The organism is Lacipirellulaceae bacterium, from assembly GCA_040218535.1.
Classification (GTDB): domain Bacteria; phylum Planctomycetota; class Planctomycetia; order Pirellulales; family Lacipirellulaceae; genus Adhaeretor.
The window spans coordinates 1040337-1059566 of the sequence record JAVJRG010000012.1 but is presented as its reverse complement, the minus strand read 5'-3'; the positions used below and the strand labels follow the sequence as shown (position 1 = coordinate 1059566).

At 55.7% G+C, this 19230-nt stretch carries 18 protein-coding genes; 12 read left to right on the top strand and 6 right to left on the bottom strand.

What is annotated here, in order from left to right:
• Positions 1–198: 198 nt before the first annotated feature.
• Complete coding sequence (locus RIB44_18325; protein MEQ8618533.1) at positions 199–1089, top strand: class I SAM-dependent methyltransferase; 891 nt, start codon at positions 199–201, stop codon at positions 1087–1089.
• Between the two features lie 123 nt (positions 1090–1212).
• On the opposite strand, the gene RIB44_18320 is transcribed toward RIB44_18325, so the two are convergent.
• Positions 1213–2376 (bottom strand): ROK family protein, encoded by a 1164-nt coding sequence (locus tag RIB44_18320; protein ID MEQ8618532.1) that lies wholly within the window; start codon positions 2374–2376, stop codon positions 1213–1215.
• Positions 2377–2593: 217 nt separating this feature from the next.
• Between RIB44_18320 and RIB44_18315 the strand changes: the two genes are divergently transcribed.
• Positions 2594–3400 carry an RNA methyltransferase gene (locus tag RIB44_18315; GenBank protein MEQ8618531.1) on the top strand — a complete coding sequence of 269 codons (807 nt, stop codon included), beginning with the start codon at positions 2594–2596 and terminating at the stop codon, positions 3398–3400.
• Positions 3401–3433: 33 nt separating this feature from the next.
• Here RIB44_18315 and RIB44_18310 read toward each other — a convergent pair whose 3' ends face one another.
• The 3 genes from RIB44_18310 to RIB44_18300 form a co-directional block, all read right to left on the bottom strand.
• A complete protein-coding gene (locus RIB44_18310; protein ID MEQ8618530.1) occupies positions 3434–4150 on the bottom strand; it encodes a PEP-CTERM sorting domain-containing protein in 717 nt (238 codons plus the stop codon).
• Between the two features lie 176 nt (positions 4151–4326).
• Positions 4327–5190 (bottom strand): bifunctional methylenetetrahydrofolate dehydrogenase/methenyltetrahydrofolate cyclohydrolase FolD, encoded by an 864-nt coding sequence (folD, locus tag RIB44_18305; GenBank protein ID MEQ8618529.1) that lies wholly within the window; start codon positions 5188–5190, stop codon positions 4327–4329.
• Between the two features lie 163 nt (positions 5191–5353).
• Complete coding sequence (locus RIB44_18300) at positions 5354–5872, bottom strand: phosphatidylglycerophosphatase A (GenBank protein MEQ8618528.1); 519 nt, start codon at positions 5870–5872, stop codon at positions 5354–5356.
• Between the two features lie 227 nt (positions 5873–6099).
• On the opposite strand from RIB44_18300, the gene RIB44_18295 reads away from it, so the two are divergent.
• From RIB44_18295 to RIB44_18280, 4 genes are all read left to right on the top strand, one after another.
• Entirely contained in the window at positions 6100–7866 is a 1767-nt protein-coding gene (locus RIB44_18295) for an NADPH-dependent assimilatory sulfite reductase hemoprotein subunit (protein MEQ8618527.1), read from the top strand.
• Between the two features lie 109 nt (positions 7867–7975).
• Positions 7976–8251, top strand: coding sequence for a hypothetical protein (locus tag RIB44_18290; protein MEQ8618526.1), 276 nt, complete (start codon positions 7976–7978; stop codon positions 8249–8251).
• Positions 8252–9094: 843 nt separating this feature from the next.
• Complete coding sequence (locus RIB44_18285) at positions 9095–9790, top strand: response regulator (protein MEQ8618525.1); 696 nt, start codon at positions 9095–9097, stop codon at positions 9788–9790.
• Positions 9791–10297: 507 nt separating this feature from the next.
• Positions 10298–11218: an NAD(P)-dependent oxidoreductase gene (locus RIB44_18280; protein MEQ8618524.1), complete on the top strand. Its 921-nt coding sequence runs from the start codon at positions 10298–10300 to the stop codon at positions 11216–11218.
• Here the strand turns inward: RIB44_18280 and RIB44_18275 are convergent.
• Together RIB44_18275 and ribB are read right to left on the bottom strand one after the other, a co-directional pair.
• Positions 11215–11655 carry a hypothetical protein gene (locus RIB44_18275; GenBank protein MEQ8618523.1) on the bottom strand — a complete coding sequence of 147 codons (441 nt, stop codon included), beginning with the start codon at positions 11653–11655 and terminating at the stop codon, positions 11215–11217. The genes RIB44_18280 and RIB44_18275 overlap by 4 nt on opposite strands.
• A gap of 32 nt (positions 11656–11687) precedes the next feature.
• Entirely contained in the window at positions 11688–12902 is a 1215-nt protein-coding gene (gene ribB, locus RIB44_18270) for a 3,4-dihydroxy-2-butanone-4-phosphate synthase (GenBank protein MEQ8618522.1), read from the bottom strand.
• Between the two features lie 190 nt (positions 12903–13092).
• On the opposite strand from ribB, the gene RIB44_18265 reads away from it, so the two are divergent.
• The 6 genes from RIB44_18265 (at position 13093) to RIB44_18240 (ending at position 19140) form a co-directional block, all read left to right on the top strand.
• On the top strand, positions 13093–14001 hold the full coding sequence (locus tag RIB44_18265; GenBank protein MEQ8618521.1) for an alpha/beta hydrolase: 909 nt from the start codon (positions 13093–13095) through the stop codon (positions 13999–14001).
• Positions 13998–14891: a hypothetical protein gene (locus RIB44_18260; protein MEQ8618520.1), complete on the top strand. Its 894-nt coding sequence runs from the start codon at positions 13998–14000 to the stop codon at positions 14889–14891. Before RIB44_18265 ends, RIB44_18260 begins: the two co-directional genes overlap by 4 nt.
• 204 nt (positions 14892–15095) lie before the next feature.
• A complete protein-coding gene (locus RIB44_18255) occupies positions 15096–15578 on the top strand; it encodes a CBS domain-containing protein (GenBank protein ID MEQ8618519.1) in 483 nt (160 codons plus the stop codon).
• A 78-nt stretch (positions 15579–15656) separates the two neighbouring features.
• Positions 15657–17516 (top strand): 2-oxoacid:acceptor oxidoreductase subunit alpha, encoded by a 1860-nt coding sequence (locus RIB44_18250; protein MEQ8618518.1) that lies wholly within the window; start codon positions 15657–15659, stop codon positions 17514–17516.
• A 92-nt stretch (positions 17517–17608) separates the two neighbouring features.
• Entirely contained in the window at positions 17609–18634 is a 1026-nt protein-coding gene (locus RIB44_18245; protein ID MEQ8618517.1) for a 2-oxoacid:ferredoxin oxidoreductase subunit beta, read from the top strand.
• Positions 18631–19140, top strand: a complete 510-nt coding sequence (locus tag RIB44_18240) for a CBS domain-containing protein (GenBank protein ID MEQ8618516.1) — start codon at positions 18631–18633, stop codon at positions 19138–19140. The genes RIB44_18245 and RIB44_18240 overlap by 4 nt, the downstream gene beginning before the upstream one ends.
• The last annotated feature ends 90 nt before the right edge of the window (positions 19141–19230 follow it).

Sequence of the window (19230 nt, the reverse complement as noted above, 5' to 3'; positions counted from 1 at the left end):
GATGAAGCGAACCACCCATTATAGTCCTTCAGGGCGAGAGACCAACCGAAGAAATACGTGCATTAAGTGACGCAGCCGCAGGCTAACAGCCTGCCGGGAACCTCTCGAAAATGATCCCTTTTCGAAGACTCTCCGGCGACCTGTTAGGTCGCGGCTACCCGCCTTAAACAAGCCGAGATTGTGATACTACAAACACACATGTTCGAACTTTCCATTCACGACTACGAATTGCTCGATTTCGGCGAGGGGCGAAAGCTAGAGCAATTCGGGCCCTGGAAGCTCGACCGCCCCTGTCCCGCTGCCGACCAGCCACGACAGAACCCGCAACTTTGGAAGCAATCGACTGCGCGCTTCGAGGGAAACCGTGCGGCGGACGGCACTTGGAAGCCCTCGCCGCAGAAATGGGCACACCACGACGTCGAATTGCAAGTCGAGTTGGACAAGTCGGCAAGCTTCAAAATGTTGCTTACCGCATTGCCGTCTGGTCAGGTGGGGATCTTCCCTGAGCAATTTACGAACTGGCAATGGATCGTCGATCAGATCTGTCGGGCACTCAAGCAACAAACCGATGAACCTCTGAAAGTTCTCAACCTTTTCGCTTACACCGGCGGCAGCACACTCGCTGCCGCGGTTGCCGGTGCGGAAGTCACGCACGTTGACGCCGCCAAAAGCATGGTCACCCGCGCCCGCCAAAACGCCACCGCTTGTGGCTTAACCGCGCACCCCGTGCGCTGGATCGTCGAAGACGCCACCAAGTTCTGCCAGCGCGAAGTAAAGCGAGGGAACCACTACGACGCCGTGATCCTTGACCCGCCCAGCTATGGCCACGGCCCAAAGGGTGAGTCATGGTCCATCGGTCGCGATCTGCTGCCATTGTTAAAACTCGTCCGCCAACTGACGAGCAAACGACGGGCCTTCATTCTCACCACGTGCCACACGCCGAGTATCGGCCCCGCGGAATTAGAAGCGATGCTTGCCGAGGGCATCTTCGGGCAATGTGGCCAAGGGGGAAAGACGGGGAAGCTGTTTCTTGAAGCAGCGACGGGGAAGAAGTTGGAGAGCGGAGTCTACGCACGCTGGCCGGGGTAAACACCAAAGCGTGCGAAGAACACGGCAGCCGCAGCCTAACAGGCTGCCGGAGAATCATCGAAACGGTTAACTCGTGAGCATTTTTCCGGCAGTCTGTTAGACTGCGGCTGTGATTGAAAGGCTCTAAACCTGCCCCGCGCGAATCCCCATGAGAATCGCCCCACGCCAACCTTGATCGGTGCTGACACTCCAAACGATTTCGCAATTCCCCTCGCCACGATCAAAGCTCCGCTGGGCATTCGTCTGGTCGTAAGACTGATGCACAACACGAAGGAACCACTCCTTCGCTTGGTCGGAGATCTCCGTCATCCCGCCGCCGATGACCATCAGATCGGGGTGAAACGCGGGTGCCAGACTGGCGAACAACGCCCCGATCATGATCGCCCAGTCTTCAAGAAGCCAGCGGCAAAAGGCGTCCTCATGGGCGTCGGCGAAGGTGCGTACCTCATAAGCGGCACGCTTGGGCGTAACCTCATAAAGTTCTTTCAGCTTCGCGACCGTGTCCGGGTTGAATTCTCGACCCTCGGTTTCGAGTTCGTCTCGGATCAACGCGACTCCCTCGTCTGAGAGCGCCCAAGTCACCCGGCGAATCAACCCCGTAAGCGATGCCCTGGTTTCCACACATTGACTTCCACCGCAACCACACGGTGGGTTCGGCTCCGCCGAGAAGCGATTCGCGTAGGCGTACGGCACGGCAATTTTCATGTGTCCCAGCTCACCCGCCTGACCGATGCCGTAATGCACGCTGCCGTTTACGATGACGCAACCGCCCATACCGGTACCGGTCGTGATGAACAAACTTGTACGCGGGTCTGCACTCAAGCCGTAGCGTACAAAGTCGTCGTCCTGCCCAGCAGCGTTGGCATCGTTGCAGGCGAATACGGGAATCGCGCAGCTCGCCTCTGCCTTGACTGCTTCAGCGAGCAGATCTCCGAAGGGCACTTCCCAGAGGTGCTTCGTCTCCGGCGTGCCAAGATTCGTCACTTCCAGAATCACCCCGTCGGGCGAGCAAGGGCAGGGCACCGTCACAGCAACGGTCGCGACCTGCGACCACGCAGCTCCCAACTCCTCCAGTACGGCATTGATACCGGTGATGATCTGGCTGATGGTCTTCTCAGGACCTTGCTGGGAAAGGCTGGGAAGCTTCACCAACTCTGGTAGCAAGATCATCCCCGCGTCGAGATCGGTAGCACCAAACTTGATGTCACTGCCGCCCATATCGACGCCGATGCGGAGGCTGACTTCACGACCGTTTATGGTTTCGTGCTTGAGGGTTTCAAGAGACACGGCAAACTCGCAATGCAAGACAAGAATGTTGAAATGAGCACGTTCAGAAGCTGTTGCTGAAGCCTAATTCTAAGGCTTTTCTTTCGAACCGCCAGTAATGGATCGCTCACTCCAAAACGTTACGTTCGGATATAAGCGTAGGTAAGCTTTATCGCAGGTGTTACGATTAAAAAGTCTGACCGAAAACACCCAATACGCTGATCACGAATCGAAGAAGATGCCCGAACACCTCACCAGCCGCAACAACCCGAGAGTCAAAGACGCCGTCAAGCTCAAGCAGCGACGGCAGCGTGAGCGGCAAGGGCGATTCTTTATTGATGGCGTTCGTGAAATTGACCGGGCACTTAATGCGGGGCTCGCCATCGTAGAGGCGTTCGTCTGCGAATCGCTTTGCACCGCGGATGAAGCTCAAACTCTGGCGAAGCGGCTAGAAAAGCAAGCCAAAGAATACTTTACGGTCACACCGGATGTGTTTGAGAAGCTCTGCTTCGGCGAACGGACCGACGGCGTGCTAGCCGTTGCCGCGACGCCTAAACACACACTCGAAGACATTGAGCTGCCCGAGCGGCCACTAATTGCCGTGCTCGAAGGCTTAGAAAAACCGGGCAACATTGGTGCGGCGTTGCGTAGCGCTGACGGCGCGGGACTTGATGCCGTGATTGTGGCAAATCCGGGAACCGATCTCTTCAACCCGAACACCGTCCGCGCAAGTCTAGGTACGGTATTCGGGGGCAACATTGCCACTGCTACCAGCGAGGAAGCGATAAGCTGGTTACGTTCACACGAACTTCCCGCCTATGCCGCTCGTCCTGAGGCGAATCATCGCTACGACAGTGTGATTTACCAACACGGTGCGGCCATCGTTCTCGGCAGCGAGGCCGAGGGGCTCACTGACACATGGTACGGGGCAGGCGTCACTGCGATTGGTCTACCAATGCATGGAATCGCCGATAGTCTCAACGTTTCAGCTACTGCAGCAGTTCTCTTCTATGAGGCTCGAAGGCAGTGGGATCGTTCATCTTGAGCAACAGCATTGCCCAAGATAACTCCCATGGCGTTAGGTCCGCTTTCTTCGTAGCAGTGCAAAATTGGCCAACATCCCTGCAAGGAGCAGCGAGCTGGGTTCGGGAACTGCCAAGCTGGAATTGGCCGCAACTGCCTGGGCGAATGCGGGACTGCCGTAAGGAATCCCCAATGAACTGAGTAGCTCGTTAATGTCGGAGGGGGTTGCAGGTGGCAACTCGGTTGGCGTAGAAGTTACCGGCGAGCCGTTTTCATCAATCGTGATTCCTACGCTCGTAAAGAAGTCCTGCAATTCCTCTTCTGTATCGATAATCTCCACAGGCTCAGCAGGGCCGGGATTCTGCGGTGGGATGACTTCTCCAGATGCCGTAATTTCGATTCCTATCATTCGGAAGAACTCGATCTCATCTTCCGAAAGTCCCACAGGCTCGACGACTTCAGGGTCGACCTTGGGCTGCGGATCGGGCTCGACCGGGTTGCTCGTGGGAGGATAGTCTGCAGGGTCCAATCCCAAGATTTCAAAAATATCGATTGGCTCGTTTACAGGTTGGTCCGTGGGCGTTGGCTGCGAACTCGGTGTCTCTGGGACGTCAGCAGCTGGAGTTGCTGCATCGCCGTAAGGAATCCCCAACTGCTCGAAAAGAGCTACAAGCTCTTCGGGCAGGTCCTGAGCTTGTGCGGCAGGAGTCCAAGCCGAGACACAAGCTGCTGCTACCATGCCTGCGATCGTTGTGCGAATTGATAATTTCATGGCGAGCACTTCTCCTGACCTGAAAGGAAAGCTGGCAAGTCGTGGAAGGGCGGTCCCAGAAAACGCTTACCAGCAGAAACCTCTTGGCCCACAATCGAATTTATAGCTACATTTGTAGTTGAACACAAGTTGTTTGCCGAAGTTTTTTCAAACCGCGAAAAAGCCCTAGAGAGCAACTAGCTGCTTGCTTGCCGAGCCGCCGTGAGTGTGTTCACCAGGAGCATCACCCGCGTCAGGGGCCCCACACCGCCAGGAACGGGTGTCAGGCAACTAGCAACTTCACCAACAGCCTTGAAATCGACATCGCCGACAAGTCCTGCCTCGGTGCGATTCACACCAACGTCGATCACCACCGCGCCCGGTTTCACCATGTCGCCCGTGACGAATTCGGGCTTTCCAATCGCGACGATCAGAATGTCTGCCTCCTTTGTGACCGCCGCTAGGTCTTTAGTCCGACTGTGGCAAATCGTCACGGTCGCATCGCCTCCGGGACCACGCAGGGCCATCATCACCGAGAGTGGCTTACCAACAATCTCACTACGCCCTACCACCACAACGTGCTTGCCGGCGGTTTCAATCCCTTCACGAATGAGCAACTGCTGCACGCCGCTGGGGGTACACGGTAGAAAACGCGGTCGGCCCTGGACCATCAGACCGACGTTCGAGGGGTGAAACGCGTCGACATCCTTATCGGGTGAGATCGCATCGAGAATCGCCTGCTCGTTGATCTGCTTCGGCAAGGGAAGCTGAACGAGGATGCCGTGGATTGACGAATCGGCATTCAACTCGTCGACGAGCGTCAATAACTCCGTCTCGCTGGTTGCTTCCGGCAGCCGATGCATCACGCTATGGATGCCCACCTGTTCGCAATCTTTACGTTTCATTCGCACATAGACTTCACTCGCCGGATCGTCGCCAACGAGCACAGCGGCCAGAGAGGGGACGACTTCCGTCTGTTGAATGAACTCGACCACTTCCACGGCGAGTTCTTCGCGAATGGTCTTGGCAAGGGCTTTACCGTCGAGGAGTTTGGCGGGCATGGCTTTTAGGCGATATTTGTAGTCTCGCGCAGAGTCGCAAAGACGCGGAGGGGAACAGTTTTAGGGTTCTAGATTGTTGAGATAGCGGCCAAGAACTACGTTTGCAACATGTTATCGCCTAGCCTTACGTGCCTCTGCGGCTCCGTGTCTCTGCGCGAAGCCTTTACTGTAGGTACTCAAGTGAAAGCGTCGAATCGAGCCAAATTATGGCGTGCAAACTTAGGCAGGCGTACACGGCAGCGACAACGTCATCTGCAACAATACCGATCCCGCCAGACAGTTGCTCAGCCCTCTGACAAGGCGGGGGCTTGGCAATGTCGAAAACGCGAAACAAGAGCCAGCCCAGAAGCAACTTATTCCAGCCCAAGGGTCCAACCCCCAAAAAGGCGATCGGCAGAGCCGCGAATTCGTCGATCACAATTGCTTGGGGATCTTTCGTCCCACCCAAAACTGATGCCGCTCGATCGGCGATAACAATTGCCAAGAGGACTAGCCCCAGTGCAAATACGAGTTGTGACATCGGCTGCTGGAACGAGCCTAGAGCGAGAGCCAAGGGCAAACCCCATAGGCTGCCAAAGGTACCCGGAGCCGGCGAAGCGAGCCCCACGCCTAAACCCGTGGCAAGCCATAATGCGAGGCGATCCTGGAACTTTTTCGTGCCACCGTGTGTCATGGTTGGCATAGTACCGCGAGACGCGTCCTGACACGAGGGCCTGAGCCGCGAGGCGTCAGCCCGCGGGTTGAGCCTCACACCGATTCACCTGCGGGCTTACGCCTCGCGGCTCGGAGGGTGGGTGAGGCTTCGATATGGTCGCTCAAGCCTCTGCGAGCTATGATTAGGGTTCGTTGTCAAAATATCCCTTTTGGGCAAAGAGGGCCAAGATCCCTCCTGCCCGTTTGAGAAGCACTATGTCTGACGTCCTCAAATCCTTGCAAGCCAAGTCCTCAGCCTCCAAATCGAAGGACAAAGAGGCCAAACCGAGTGCCGTTGAGGGCTTCAAGACGGAGAGCAATTACCTTCTGGGTCCCATCCCCGAGGAACTTGTCGACGGGACCGACAAATTCGGCAAGGCGAGCATCCAGCTCCTCAAACACCACGGGACCTACCAGCAGGACAATCGTGATGAGCGGGGTAAGGATGGCAAGAAGTTCAGTTTTATGGTTCGTTCGGCCATTCCCGGGGGAAAGCTCACAAGCGATCAGTTGGTGGCTCAACTTGACCTCTGTGACGAGGTCGGCAACCAGACGCTGCGAATCACAACCCGGCAGGGGCTACAGCTTCACGGCGTCCTCAAGGGCGATCTCAAGACCGTTATTGCGAAGATCAACCAAAGCCAGCTCACAACACTTGCCGCCTGCGGCGATGTCGAACGCAACGTGATGTGTTCTCCTGCACCCTACAAGGGCGACCCTGTTTACGATCAGATGCAGGACCTCGCAGATCGGCTAGCCAAGCACTTACAACCACGCACTCCTGCTTACCACGAGTTGTGGCTGAAAGACGAAGACACTGGCGAAAAGACGTTAGCTGGTGGTGGCCTCGACCCCAACGAAGTGATCGAACCGCTGTACGGGCCGACCTATCTGCCACGGAAGTTCAAGACCGGCATTGGGCTTCCTGGAGACAATGCGGCTGACATTTACTCACAAGACCTGGGTCTGATGGCCATTGCTGAGGACTGGAATGTCGTTGGGTACAACGTACTCGTAGGGGGCGGCTTTGGCACCACGCCAAGCGCCGCGAAGACCTTCCCTGCGATTGCGATGCCCATGTGCTTCGTCTCACCAACACAAGCAATCGACGTTGCCACGGCAATCATCAAAGTTCAGCGTGACTTTGGCAATCGGAGCGACCGCAAAGTCGCCCGGATGAAGTACCTCATCCGCAATTGGGGGCTCGACCGCTTCAAGGAAAAAGTCGAAGAATACTACGGCCAAGAACTCCAACCGCCGCGGGCGATTCACATCAATGCCCACAACGACGGGATGGGCTGGCATGCTCAGGGAGATGGCAGGTTCTTTTACGGACTAAACGTCGAGAACGGCCGCATCAAGGATGAAGGCCCCTACAAGCTGAAAACTGCACTCCGTGAGATCGCCAAGGCACTCAATCCGCCACTTCGACTCACGCCGCATCAGGGAATCATCTTTTGTGATCTTGAAGAATCGGCCCATGCGACCCTCACAGAGATTCTGCGACGCAACGGCGTGCCACTTACTGAGGAAACAAGTGCCGTCCGACGTTGGTCGATGGCTTGCCCCGCGCTTCCTACCTGTGGTTTAGCCATTACTGAGAGCGAGCGGCGACTTCCCAGCATGATGGATGAGCTTGAGGAAGAGCTTTCCAAGCTTGGCCTCGCCGAAGAAGAGTTTACCACTCGGATGACCGGCTGCCCGAACGGTTGTGCCCGGCCTTACAACTCCGACATTGGCCTCGTTGGTAAGACGGCTGGCAAGTACACGGTATTTCTCGGTGGCCGCATTGAAGGTGATCGCCTGAACTTCATCTACAAGGACCTGGTTCCCGACGAGGAAGTTGTCGCCGAACTAGCCAAGGTGTTCCGTTTTTTCCGTGACGAGCGTCAAGGTGAAGAGTCGTTCGGAGATTTCTGCCACCGCATTGGCAAAGAGGGCCTGCTTGCCAAGTGCGACGACTCGGAGGGCTCGCCCGCTTAGCCGTCGTGTCTTGGAATGCGTATCTGGTATAATGGCTGCTAGAAGTTTATGCTATCGCGGCATAGCATCATGCAATCGCAATATTCTCTTCTAACATAGGGCACACGAGATGGAATGGCTATTCGAGCGAACGATCGAGTTGGCGGCTTGGTGTGCTTTCATTCTAGGCTTTGTTTTCTTTGGCGGGGCAGTTTGGAATGTCGTGATGTGGGCAGTAGGCCTAGTTCCTGAAGAAGGGGTTACGTTCACACAGCAGTTAGCTTTCCAACAAGGCTTACTGATCACAGCAGCCAAAGCGGCCATCGGGTTTATCTTGTCCGCGATCGCGCTAGGTGTACTCGCAGTGATTGATCGGTATGTCTTCGACGTGCCTGAGCAGGAATAAAATACCCGCGGCGGACTCTCGCTGGTTGGCTGTAGGCTACTCTCCCACAAGCGCTCGAATCTCTTGACGTCGCATGTAACGACGTCGCTGGTGCTTCATCAAAAGGTAAGTGGCCCGCGTAATGCGGCCGCTTCGCAGCGCTCTGCGCGTCCTGCGATTCATTTGCGAAAGGTCTGCCAACAAGGGCAGATCCTCAGCCAACAACTGTGCGCTACGGTTTGCCTGAGCAATTACGGACTGGGTAACCTGGCTAAGTTCTCTCATCCATTGCATGCTGCTGTTTTCCTTCTCTCGTTTCAAAGTGCGTTAAATCTCGGATGACCAATCGCACGGGTTCGACCAGGTGCGGAAGTATTGTTCACAATCATATTCGTCACGCCAAATCGGGCTGAAATCGCTTGCATGTTTATACATGACGGGATTTCCTTGGAATCAAGAGCTGAAGTGTGTTAAAAGGAGCGCTAGATGACGGCTAACCGTTAGGCTATTCCTTGCTGGGCTTTTGTGACACCTTCTCCAGCAGCTAACACAACGTCCATGAACTTAGACCTTCAATTCACGTCGAAGTTATCACCATCAACAGACCTTCGCTTGATTGTTTCTCAGTATCTCGATGCAGATAAGACGTAATCGTTTTGATTTTCACGGCTGATTGATTACGCTAATGTAACAGAGAAGTGACGTTAGCTAGTGAGCTAAGTTGTTTCAGGATTTGGGCTTCCTCGAATCACTCAACTCATAAGCGACTGTGAGATACAGGACCACGCTCTCGAAAAACTTTGGGGCGTCACTAAAGAAAGAAGTCAGCTCATAGCGACTTCTCAGATAGCTGAGGAGTTTATTTTGGCCAGCAATACCGTAGCCAGCCCACCTCCCACGATCCACATCGTGGATGACGACCCTGTCGGTGTCGAGGCTGTGACTCGATTAGTCCAGTCAATGAATGTGCCGACCCGGAGCTTTGACTCCGCGGAGTCGTTTCTAAGTTTCTACGATGACCAGCCAGGGTGTATCGTCACAGATCATCGATTGGTTGGATACACCGGCCTTGAGCTCCAAGCGCAGTTGCTTGAAAAGGGCTACAACATTCCCATCATTATCGTGACTGCCTTCGCACGCACGGCGATGACCGTGCAGGCTGTGAAGTCCGGTGCCATTACGGTCCTCGACAAACCCTATAGTGATGACGAAATGTGGCAGGCGATACGCTTTGCTCTTGCTGAAGACAAGCGCCAACGCGAAGAGGTAGCTCGCCATGCAGAAGTTGCCCATCGCTTGGCTAGTCTCACGCAGAAGGAAAGGCTCGTCCTTGAAAGGGTTCTCGAAGGGAAGGCGAACAAGGCGATGGCAAGCGAGTTAGAGGTCAGCCTACGAACCATCGAAAACCGTCGACGAAGCATTTTCACAAAACTCGAGGTGAATTCGGTGGCAGAACTCGTAACGCTAGTGCTTCGTTTTGATGGAAGCGAGAGCGCAGCGAAAGGATCGAATTCGGTTTCGCAACCGAACTCGCTACCCCAGTTCTTCAAGGAAACCTAGGGCTGCCATTCGCCTCATCTCGATTCGTCTTGGCACTTCATGCCAACGCCCAAGCCGACAGGAAACCGCAGGCCAGCACTGCCTGTTTCGGCACGGTGGGTTGCCGTATACCTTGGGTGTTTATCTGCTCATGAAGCTGCCTTCTAACAGCCGATAAGACCTACTCGCGGAACGGCTTGTAGGATTTTTCCGTACAAGCACAACCCTTCCAGTAAGCACTCACACGAGCAAGTCTCACGGAAAAGTCTTACCGTACACCCTAAGGAATTCGCCCTGCCTCAATAGAACACTGGGGCAGGAACTCCGCTAGAAGCACAAGTTCGAGCGGAATTCATCTCTTGAGGCAGGGCAATTCTTAGACCGGCAGATCTTGCGGTGAGTTGCTTTGGGGATACCCGTGGCTCTTCTCAGCTACGCATCTGTAGCAATACTGGTCTCTTGGATTCGGGTGTTCAGAATTCCGAATAGAATGCGTCCCTTAGGTTCAAGTTCGAGGCTTATCCGATCATGTCCCCGATCAGTTTTCCACCAAGCACGACACCACTGGGATGGATCGGCACAGGCGTCATGGGGGCAAGCATGTGCCGTCATTTGATGGACGCAGGCTATTCGATGACGCTCACGACGCGTACTCGTGAGAAGGCGGAGCCACTGCTGTCTGCTGGAGCGCAGTGGGCAGACACACCGCGTGAAGTGGCGGAAAAATCTCGCGTTGTCTTTTCGATCGTTGGTCACCCTGCGGATGTCCGCGAAGTGATACTCGGCGAGCAGGGCGCACTCGCGGGCTGTTCAGATCGCAATGTCCTCGTCGACATGACTACCAGCCTGCCGTCGCTAGCTGAAGAAATCGCCGAGAAGGCCTCAAAGCAAAACGTCATCGCCATCGATGCGCCAGTTTCGGGGGGCGATGTGGGCGCACGCAACGGTGCACTCTCGATCATGATTGGAGGCGATAAGGAGACCGTCGAAGCACTCCAGCCTTGCTGGGATGCGATGGGTTCCAAATGGGTCTGGCAAGGGGAAGCTGGTGCCGGGCAACACACGAAGATGGTCAACCAAACACTCGTTGCCGCGGGGATGATTGGTATTTGCGAAGCGTTACTTTATGCCTACAAGGCGGGGCTCGACCTGAATACCGCCTACGAGTCCGTCTCCTCAGGAGCGGCTGGGAGTTGGGCGTTTTCCAATCTCGCCCCCAGAATCATCGACGGTGATGACGCCCCCGGCTTTTTCATCGAGCACTTTATCAAGGACCTGGGGATCGTCCTCTCCGAGGCGAAGGGACTCGAACTGAAGCTGCCCGGGGTCGAGCTGGCTCACCAGCTCTACGAAAAAGCCTCCGCTGCGGGCCACGGCAAGAATGGGACGCAAGCGCTGATCCATGCCCTTGCCGATGTTTCTGGAATTGATTGGAAGACTCGAGACTAAGCCTCTGTAGCCCCGGCCCAACGATCGAAATTCTCTTTATCAAGAACCACGCCCTCCCGGATCAACTCAAAAGCGGCGGGGGTCTCGTCAGCGGCGAAGATGGCAAGCAGTTGGTTGAATACGCTCTTGGGACAACTTCCGCTCAACTCAACTCGATGGAGTTGGTTGTTGAAATCGTAAAGGTGCCCATCGATCTGCCAGCGTTTTCCCTCAGAATCGCCTGAGTAAACAAAAAAACCATCGGGCTCAGCATCCATGCGGGGGAGCTCCTGGAGCTTCTTCAAAGCTTCCTCAAACGTCACCGGCAAGTAAGCGTCGAAAATCGTTTGAGGGCCGGGGCCGCAAAGAGTCTTTAGTTGAAAGCCACGAAGGCTGGTGAACTCTCCCGCGATCAGTGATTCGGGGCGAGCATAAAGGCTGGTTCGAAAGTTCAACATGATTCGGCATTCATGGCGTATCGTTGATAGCTCTACGACTCGTCGGGCAATTCGTGCCCCATTTTGTCTCGCTTCGTGGCCATGTAAGCAGCATTGTGTTCGTTGATCGGCGGAACGATCGGCACTTGATCAACCACTTGGAGGTTAAAGCCTCCGTAGATGAATGCGTCGGTTTTCTTTGGGTTGTTCGTCAGCAAGCGAACTTTTGAGAGGCCCAAATCTTTCAGAAGCTGGATGCCCACGCCATAGTCTCTTGGGTCCGCCTTGAAGCCCAGGGCATGGTTTGCTTCAACGGTGTCGAGTCCCTCATCTTGAAGCGCGTAAGCCTTGATCTTCTCGACAAGGCCGATCCCGCGACCTTCCTGGGGAAGATAAACCAGAACACCGCAACCCTCACGACCGATCATGTCAAGCGCCATGTGCAGTTGATCGCCACAATCACAGCGGAGCGATTCCAAGAGATCTCCGGTGAAACACGAACTATGCAATCGCACCAGTGGAGCCGCCACGCTGGTAGGGTCGCCAATTACATAAACGACTGGCTCTTGGGTCTCGTACTTCACGCCGTAGGCGATGATCGTTCCCTTGCCATACTTGGTTGGCAGCTTCGCCTCCGCCTGGCGGTAGACCAACTTTTCTCGGACGCGGCGATACGCAATGAGTTGCTCGATCGAGATAATCGGCAAATCGAATTCGCGGGAAAGTTCCAACAATCGCGGTCGGCTCGCACGGTCACCTTGCTCATCGAGAATTTCACAGAGAGCCCCCGCGGGCATCAGCCCCGCCATGCGTGCCAGATCAACCGCCGCTTCGGTATGACCAGCCCTCCGCAAAACGCCACCTTCTTTTGCAACGAGGGGGAACAAGTGTCCTGGTCGGTGGAAATCGCTCGGGATGCTCGCCGGGTCGCAGATCGCTTGGATCGTTTTTGCTCGTTCCCCCGCGGTAATGCCCGTCCGAGAGGTCCGATGATCCACCGGCACGGTATAATTGGTGCCAAGCGGAGCCGTATTTGCTTCGACCATCGGAGCCAACTGGAGCCGCTCGCTCACGTCAGGCAGAATCGGCATGCAAAGCTGCCCCCGCCCGTGCGTGATCATGAAGTTGACACTCTCAGGAGTCACTTTTTCGGCCGCGCAGATGAAATCCCCCTCGTTTTCGCGGTCCTCCGCATCAGCGACGATGATCACGCGACCTTGGCCAATCGCCTCGACAGCTTCTTCAATCGTGGAGAATTCGATACTCAAGAGGAAATCACTTTCTGTTTGCGAAATTGGCGAGGAATTAAAAACATCTTCTAACTCCCGTTCATTTCGTAGAATAAGCCTATGCTAGCTTCTCAGATTGACGTTCACAGGATCGTCTACCCGCACGATTATACCTGGGAGAGTTCAAACGAACCACGCGGCAGATAATTCGACTTAGGAACCGATAAACATGAGAAGCTTATTAACGCTTGTGGTTTTTGGGCTTGTGGTCTTTGGGACGCTCCACTCGACGGCAAGAGCTGAGCACGGCGAAGCACCCAAAGCTGCGAAACCCGAGATTGTCGTCAAGTACGGGCAGACCTACACCAAACGCGAGTCGGGCCCGCTCAAGGCCGATGTCTACATGCCTGCCGGCGAAGGCCCTCACCCGGCAGTTCTCGTCGTTCATGGCGGAGCGTGGCGGATGGGGAGTCGAGCTCAGCTCAGCGGAATCGCCCAAAGACTCGCTCGCGAAGGATTCACCGCCGTGGCAATCAGTTACCGCCTTGCCCCGCAACATAAATTTCCTGCTCAAATCGAAGACTGCAAGGCAGCCGTCGAGTGGATGCGGAGGCAAGCCCAGGAGTGGAAGATCGACCCAACGCGAATTGGCGGCTTTGGCTATTCAGCCGGGGCACACTTGGTCGCGCTACTGGGCACAAGCGATGAGCAGGACGGGCTCGAAGATCCCGTGTCTAACAGCAAGGCGAGCACCCGGCTGCAAGCCGTCGCCGGAGGGGGTACTCCCTCAGATTTCCGGGTGATTCCGCCCGACGAGCGTTGGCTCTCTTTCTGGCTTGGAGGGACCCGACGCGAAAAGCCGGAACAATACCGTCGCGCTTCTCCCGTAGTTTACGCGAGCGAAGACGACCCGCCAATGTTCTTATTCCACGGCGAGAAGGATCGGCTCGTTCCCTTGGATAGTTCGAAGCATCTGGTCGATTCGCTAACCAAAGTCGGTGTGCCAGCTGAGCTTTACGTTGCGCCCGAATGCGGACACAGCGTCACTGCTTTTGATCGCACAGCCATCGATAAGTCGGTCGAATTCTTAAAGTCTGAGCTTCAACACGTCCAAGCGACCGCCGGGGCCAGCCCATGAGCGATTCGACCGCAGATCCACTTTCGCCGTTGGATCGCGAAGAGTACGTCGAGCAGCATCATCTCTTCAGCGTCCTTGGCGAACGAATGCGTGAGAATATGCCAGCGCAAGAAGTGCTAGCTGCCGTGCGCGAGGAAGTCCTAGCTACGACCAAACTTCCCTTGGCGATCGACTTCCTACTGAGCGAACTGAAGCACGCGGGTTCCTTCGCGTCAGGGATGAGCCGACTGGGACACTACTTCACACCGTTTCAATGCTACGTGATGAGCGAAGCGGAGAACGATCGTCGCCGTTTCGATTTTCGAGTAGCGCTCGACATTCTCGCAAAAGAAGCCGCCTACCGGGCCCAGGAAGGACACGATCGGGCAACGCGACAGGGCCTGTTTATTTATCAACTGGAAGTCTTGTGCCGGAACCGTTTGGGGTACGACAAAGGCCTCGATGCCGTGGCTGCTGACCCGAGTTATGGCTCGGATTGGTCGGAATGGATCTTCACCGTTCAACGGCAAATTGGCCTCGTTGATCTCGCAGATCTGCTCTACGTGCGAAGTGAATTCGCATTGGAACGGAACCAGAACATTCGGGACCAGGGCTCGCCGGTCCCACTGTTATTCGGAGTCCAAGAGGGTCGCATTGCTTGGGCAAACCGACGGAAAGACCCGCTGCTCCTGTTCGCCGCCTTACACCGGCACCTGGGTTATCCCGAGGTACCCCGTCCGGCAGAACTCGACCCCGAGGAGAGGCTGCTGCCGACGCTCGCTCGACGTGTTGAGCAACTCGAAGCCCGCCTCAAGTTGGTCGAAGAGGAACAACGGGGCGGCATCGATCTGGAGAAGTTCTACGCCAAGCCGTCAGGTACGGGCTCCACGGTGCCGGATGAACAACCATGAACGGTTCATCAACAAAACTCTAGATTGCGCAAACCCGACAGGAAACCGGCACTTTTCCTGTTTTAACGGCTGGAACTACCTGATAAATTAATGCGTTAAGAGACTCCATTGTGTGAATCTCTTCAGCAAGTTGATCGACCCGGGTGTCTGAAGAAGCATCCCCCGAAATAGGCATCCCAAGACTGGGATCGTAGCACCAAAGCCGTGAGCTTTCATCTTAGCCTCAGCGCCGATACGGTTACCGCGGCGTACCCTGACGAGCCCCTGCTGGTCTCTCCCGAAACAACCATTCGCGAGGTCCTGCAGTTAATGCGTACCCAGCGAGGCGGTAGCGTGTTGGTCTGCGACGACTCGGGCGTGATCGGAATCTACACGGAACGTGACGCGCTCGCCTCGATTTCCGCGGCTGCCAACGGTCAGGAAGATAGCAAGCTTGATCGCAGTGTTACCGAGGTGATGACGGCAAGCCCCGTTTCGGTTAGCACCAAAACCACTGTCGAAGAGGCAATTACCAAAATGAGCGAAGGGGGCTATCGCAATTTGCCCGTCCTCTCTGAGACCAACCAACCCGAGGGGGTGATCGCGGTGCGTGGCATCGTTCACTATCTGGTCGATCACTTCCCAAATACCATTTACAACCTTCCGCCTCAGCCTGGTCGTTCGCCTGCTGAGCGCGAAGGTGCCTAGGCACGAAACTACCTATCGCGGCACAAGCGCCGCGGCGAAATTACTGAACACTGAACACTGGCAACTGAAAAACTACTGATGTCTACCGCTACGCCTGAAAAGCAGCTCGCCAACGTTGAAGAGGCCACCGTTCGATTCTGTGGAGACTCCGGCGACGGTATGCAGCTCGCTGGTACCCAGTTCACCAATACGTCAGCGCTCGCGGGCAACGACGTCGCAACCTTCCCGGACTTCCCCGCCGAGATTCGCGCCCCTCGTGGCACCAAGGCCGGTGTCTCGGGTTTCCAGATCCATTTCTCCAGCAACGAGATTTACACGCCAGGCGATACCGTTGATTCGCTCGTCGCCATGAACCCGGCGGCCCTTGCCACGAATCTACAGGACCTCCGCGACGGCGGCATCTTGCTAGTCAACAAAGACGCCTTTGATAAGAAGGGTCTCGAGCAAGCCGGTTACGAGACCAATCCGCTGGAAGATGGCAGCCTTGAGAAATACAAACTGCACTCGGTCGAAATGACCAAGCTCGTTCGGCTCGCCGTTGAGGGGCTCGGACTGAGTCAGAAAGAAGCGGACCGCTGCCGCAACTTCTTCGCGATGGGCCTCGTGTTCTGGCTGTACGACCGTTCGCTCGACCCAACACTACGGTTCATTGAGACCAAATTCGGCAAAAAGCCGGAGATCGCTCAGGCAAACACAGCGGCTCTGAAAGCCGGTTTCAACTACGGCGAGACCGTCGAAGCGATCAATACCCAGTACCATGTTGATCCTGCAGTGCTTCCCCCCGGCAAGTACCGCAACATTATGGGCAACACGGCACTGGCTTGGGGCCTGTTGGCGGCAGCTCAGTTATCGGAGAAGCGACTGTTCCTTGGTGCATACCCGATCACCCCGGCGAGCGACATACTTCACGAGCTTTCCAAGCACAAGCACTACGATGTTTTGACTTTCCAAGCGGAAGACGAAATTGCCGCGGTGACCTCCACGATCGGCGCCTCCTTCGCTGGGGCGATGGCCGTCACCGCTAGTAGCGGCCCAGGAATCGCGCTCAAGGGTGAAGCGCTGGGCTTGGCAGTAATCACCGAACTGCCGATGGTCATTATCAACGTTCAGCGTGGCGGCCCGTCCACGGGCCTTCCCACCAAGACTGAGCAGTCTGACCTGTGGCAAGCTATGTATGGTCGCAATGGCGAGTGCCCCATGTGCGTGATTGCCGCCAGCGGTCCTGCCGATTGCTTCTACGCAGTCCAGGAAGCGTGGCGAATCTCCTCGAAGTACATGATGCCGGTCTTCTTCCTGACCGACGGCTATATCGCCAACGGCTCTGAGCCTTGGCGAATTCCCAAGATGGCCGACCTGCCTAAGATCGAAATCAAGCATCCTGAATCCCGTGACTCTGCGGCTGACGACTTCGAGCAGTTCCAACCCTACACCCGTGATGATCTCTTGGCCCGACCGTGGGCAATTCCAGGCACGCCAGGGCTGGAGCATCGCCTCGGCGGCTTGGAAAAAGCCGACGGCACCGGCAATGTGAGCTACGACCCAGCTAACCACCAACACATGACCGACGTGCGACAGAAGAAAGTCGATCTTGTCGCCGATGATATTCCTGAGCAAAAAGTCTTCGGTGAAAAAGAGGGCGATCTCCTCGTACTAAGCTGGGGCGGCACCTACGGTAGCTGTACTACGGCAGTCCGTCACGCGCAGAAGGCGGGCAAAAAGGTCAGCCACTGCCACCTCCGCTACATCAATCCGTTCCCAAAAGATCTGGAAGGAATCCTCCGCGGCTTCAAGCAAGTGCTGATCCCCGAGCTCAATATGGGGCAGCTACGGAGCATCATCCGCGACCGCTACTTGATCGACGCAAAAGGCTTGAACAAGGTGCAAGGAAAGCCATTCAGTGTTGCAGAGATTTCAGAGAAGATTAACGAAATGGTGTAAAAGTTTTCATTAGTCAGTGTTCAGTTTTCAGTCACGAGACAACGACGAATTATCCCTATCTACGAACAGCTAAAAGCTAATAGCTAATTATCATGTCCATCGAAACACCACTTCCCGTTCTCAAGCCGGCTGACTTTGCCAGCGATCAAGATGTCCGTTGGTGCCCCGGCTGCGGCGATTATTCGATCCTTGCTCAGATGAAGAAGGTAATGCCGACGCTCGGCTTGCCGCGAGAGAAAATCGTCTTCATCAGCGGCATCGGTTGCTCGAGTCGGTTCCCTTACTACATGAACACCTACGGCATGCACTCCATCCACGGACGTGCCCCTGCCGTCGCAACGGGCTTAAAGTCGGTTCGTCCCGATCTGCAATGCTGGGTCATTACAGGCGATGGCGATGGCCTTTCGATCGGCGGCAACCACCTCATGCACGCCATCCGACGGAACATGGACTTAAACATTGTTCTGTTCAACAACCGCATCTATGGCCTCACCAAAGGGCAGTACTCGCCGACTTCACCCTTGGGGAAGAAAACAAAGAGCACGCCGATGGGAGCGATCGACAACCCGCTACATCCGCTTTCGATTGCCATCGGTGCTGAAGCGACCTTTGTCGCCCGCTCTATCGACACGAATATCAAGCACCTTGGCGCGATGCTTAGCCGAGCGGCCGAACATCGTGGCACCGCTTTCCTTGAGGTCTACCAGAACTGCAACGTCTTCAATGACGGTGCTTGGCAGTATGCGACGGATCGTCAGAGCAAGACGGAAACGACCCTGGAGCTGCAACATGGTAAGCCGCTGATCTTTGGAAAAGATCGTGATAAAGGGATCCGGCTCAATGGTCTCGATCCCGAAGTGGTTGAACTCGGCAAAGGCATCAAGGAAGACGATCTCCTCTTCCACGACGAGAAGAGCCCCGAGCCAAGCCTCGCTTACCTACTCAGCCGAATGCGTTACGAGGATGGCTTCCCAGAGCCGATCGGCGTGTTCCGTTCTGTGAAAGCACCTCGATACGACGACATGATCAACGATCAAATCGAAGAAGCCCAGAAGCAACACGGCAAGGGCGACCTCGATAAACTCTTCAACTCTGGCGAAACCTGGGACGTCGCATGATCACTTGCCCGTTCTGTGGAAAAGAAAATACCGAAGGTGCCGACCTGTGTGACGACTGTCAGCACTCGCTGACCGACGTCGGCATTGCTGAACCCTTAAACGAAGTTGAAAAAGGGCTCGTTAAGGACCGCATCGCCTCGCTGGAGCCCAACACACCGCTGGCGGTTTCACCACAAGCAACGATTGCCGAGGTGCTGGCAACCATGCTTGAGAAGCGCATTGGCTGCGTGATGATCACCGAAGGGGACAAACTCGCCGGAATTTTCACCGAACGCGACGCCCTCACGAAACTCGGTGCGGATGCTGGCACGCAGGGCAAGCGCCCCATTAGCACCGTCATGACCACCAACCCAGTCACGCTCCAAGCGGAAGACAAAATCGCCTTCGCCCTGCATCACATGAACCTCGGCGGCTTCCGACACCTGCCGGTCATGGAGGGGGAGAAGCTCACCGGAGTGATTTCGATTCGCGACATACTAGGGTATCTCACCCGCCAAGCTGCGTAAGATAGCTCTAATCTGAGAACTGATTGCCGGCCTTTGCTTGCACCGAGTAGCATCCTGCGGAATGCTCATCAGCAGGCATCCATGCTAGCA

What these genes read in the sequence shown, in the direction of transcription:
- RIB44_18295 (MEQ8618527.1), top strand. Translation starts at nt 6,100, where the DNA reads ATGTCTGACGTCCTCAAATCCTTGCAAGCCAAGTCCTCAGCCTCCAAA.
- RIB44_18245 (MEQ8618517.1), top strand. Translation starts at nt 17,609, where the DNA reads ATGTCCATCGAAACACCACTTCCCGTTCTCAAGCCGGCTGACTTTGCC.
- RIB44_18265 (MEQ8618521.1), top strand. Translation starts at nt 13,093, where the DNA reads ATGAGAAGCTTATTAACGCTTGTGGTTTTTGGGCTTGTGGTCTTTGGG.
- RIB44_18250 (MEQ8618518.1), top strand. Translation starts at nt 15,657, where the DNA reads ATGTCTACCGCTACGCCTGAAAAGCAGCTCGCCAACGTTGAAGAGGCC.
- RIB44_18240 (MEQ8618516.1), top strand. Translation starts at nt 18,631, where the DNA reads ATGATCACTTGCCCGTTCTGTGGAAAAGAAAATACCGAAGGTGCCGAC.
- RIB44_18275 (MEQ8618523.1), bottom strand. Translation starts at nt 11,655, where the DNA reads ATGTTGAACTTTCGAACCAGCCTTTATGCTCGCCCCGAATCACTGATC.
- RIB44_18300 (MEQ8618528.1), bottom strand. Translation starts at nt 5,872, where the DNA reads ATGCCAACCATGACACACGGTGGCACGAAAAAGTTCCAGGATCGCCTC.
- folD (MEQ8618529.1), bottom strand. Translation starts at nt 5,190, where the DNA reads ATGCCCGCCAAACTCCTCGACGGTAAAGCCCTTGCCAAGACCATTCGC.
- RIB44_18310 (MEQ8618530.1), bottom strand. Translation starts at nt 4,150, where the DNA reads ATGAAATTATCAATTCGCACAACGATCGCAGGCATGGTAGCAGCAGCT.
- RIB44_18290 (MEQ8618526.1), top strand. Translation starts at nt 7,976, where the DNA reads ATGGAATGGCTATTCGAGCGAACGATCGAGTTGGCGGCTTGGTGTGCT.
- RIB44_18260 (MEQ8618520.1), top strand. Translation starts at nt 13,998, where the DNA reads ATGAGCGATTCGACCGCAGATCCACTTTCGCCGTTGGATCGCGAAGAG.
- RIB44_18315 (MEQ8618531.1), top strand. Translation starts at nt 2,594, where the DNA reads ATGCCCGAACACCTCACCAGCCGCAACAACCCGAGAGTCAAAGACGCC.
- RIB44_18325 (MEQ8618533.1), top strand. Translation starts at nt 199, where the DNA reads ATGTTCGAACTTTCCATTCACGACTACGAATTGCTCGATTTCGGCGAG.
- RIB44_18280 (MEQ8618524.1), top strand. Translation starts at nt 10,298, where the DNA reads ATGTCCCCGATCAGTTTTCCACCAAGCACGACACCACTGGGATGGATC.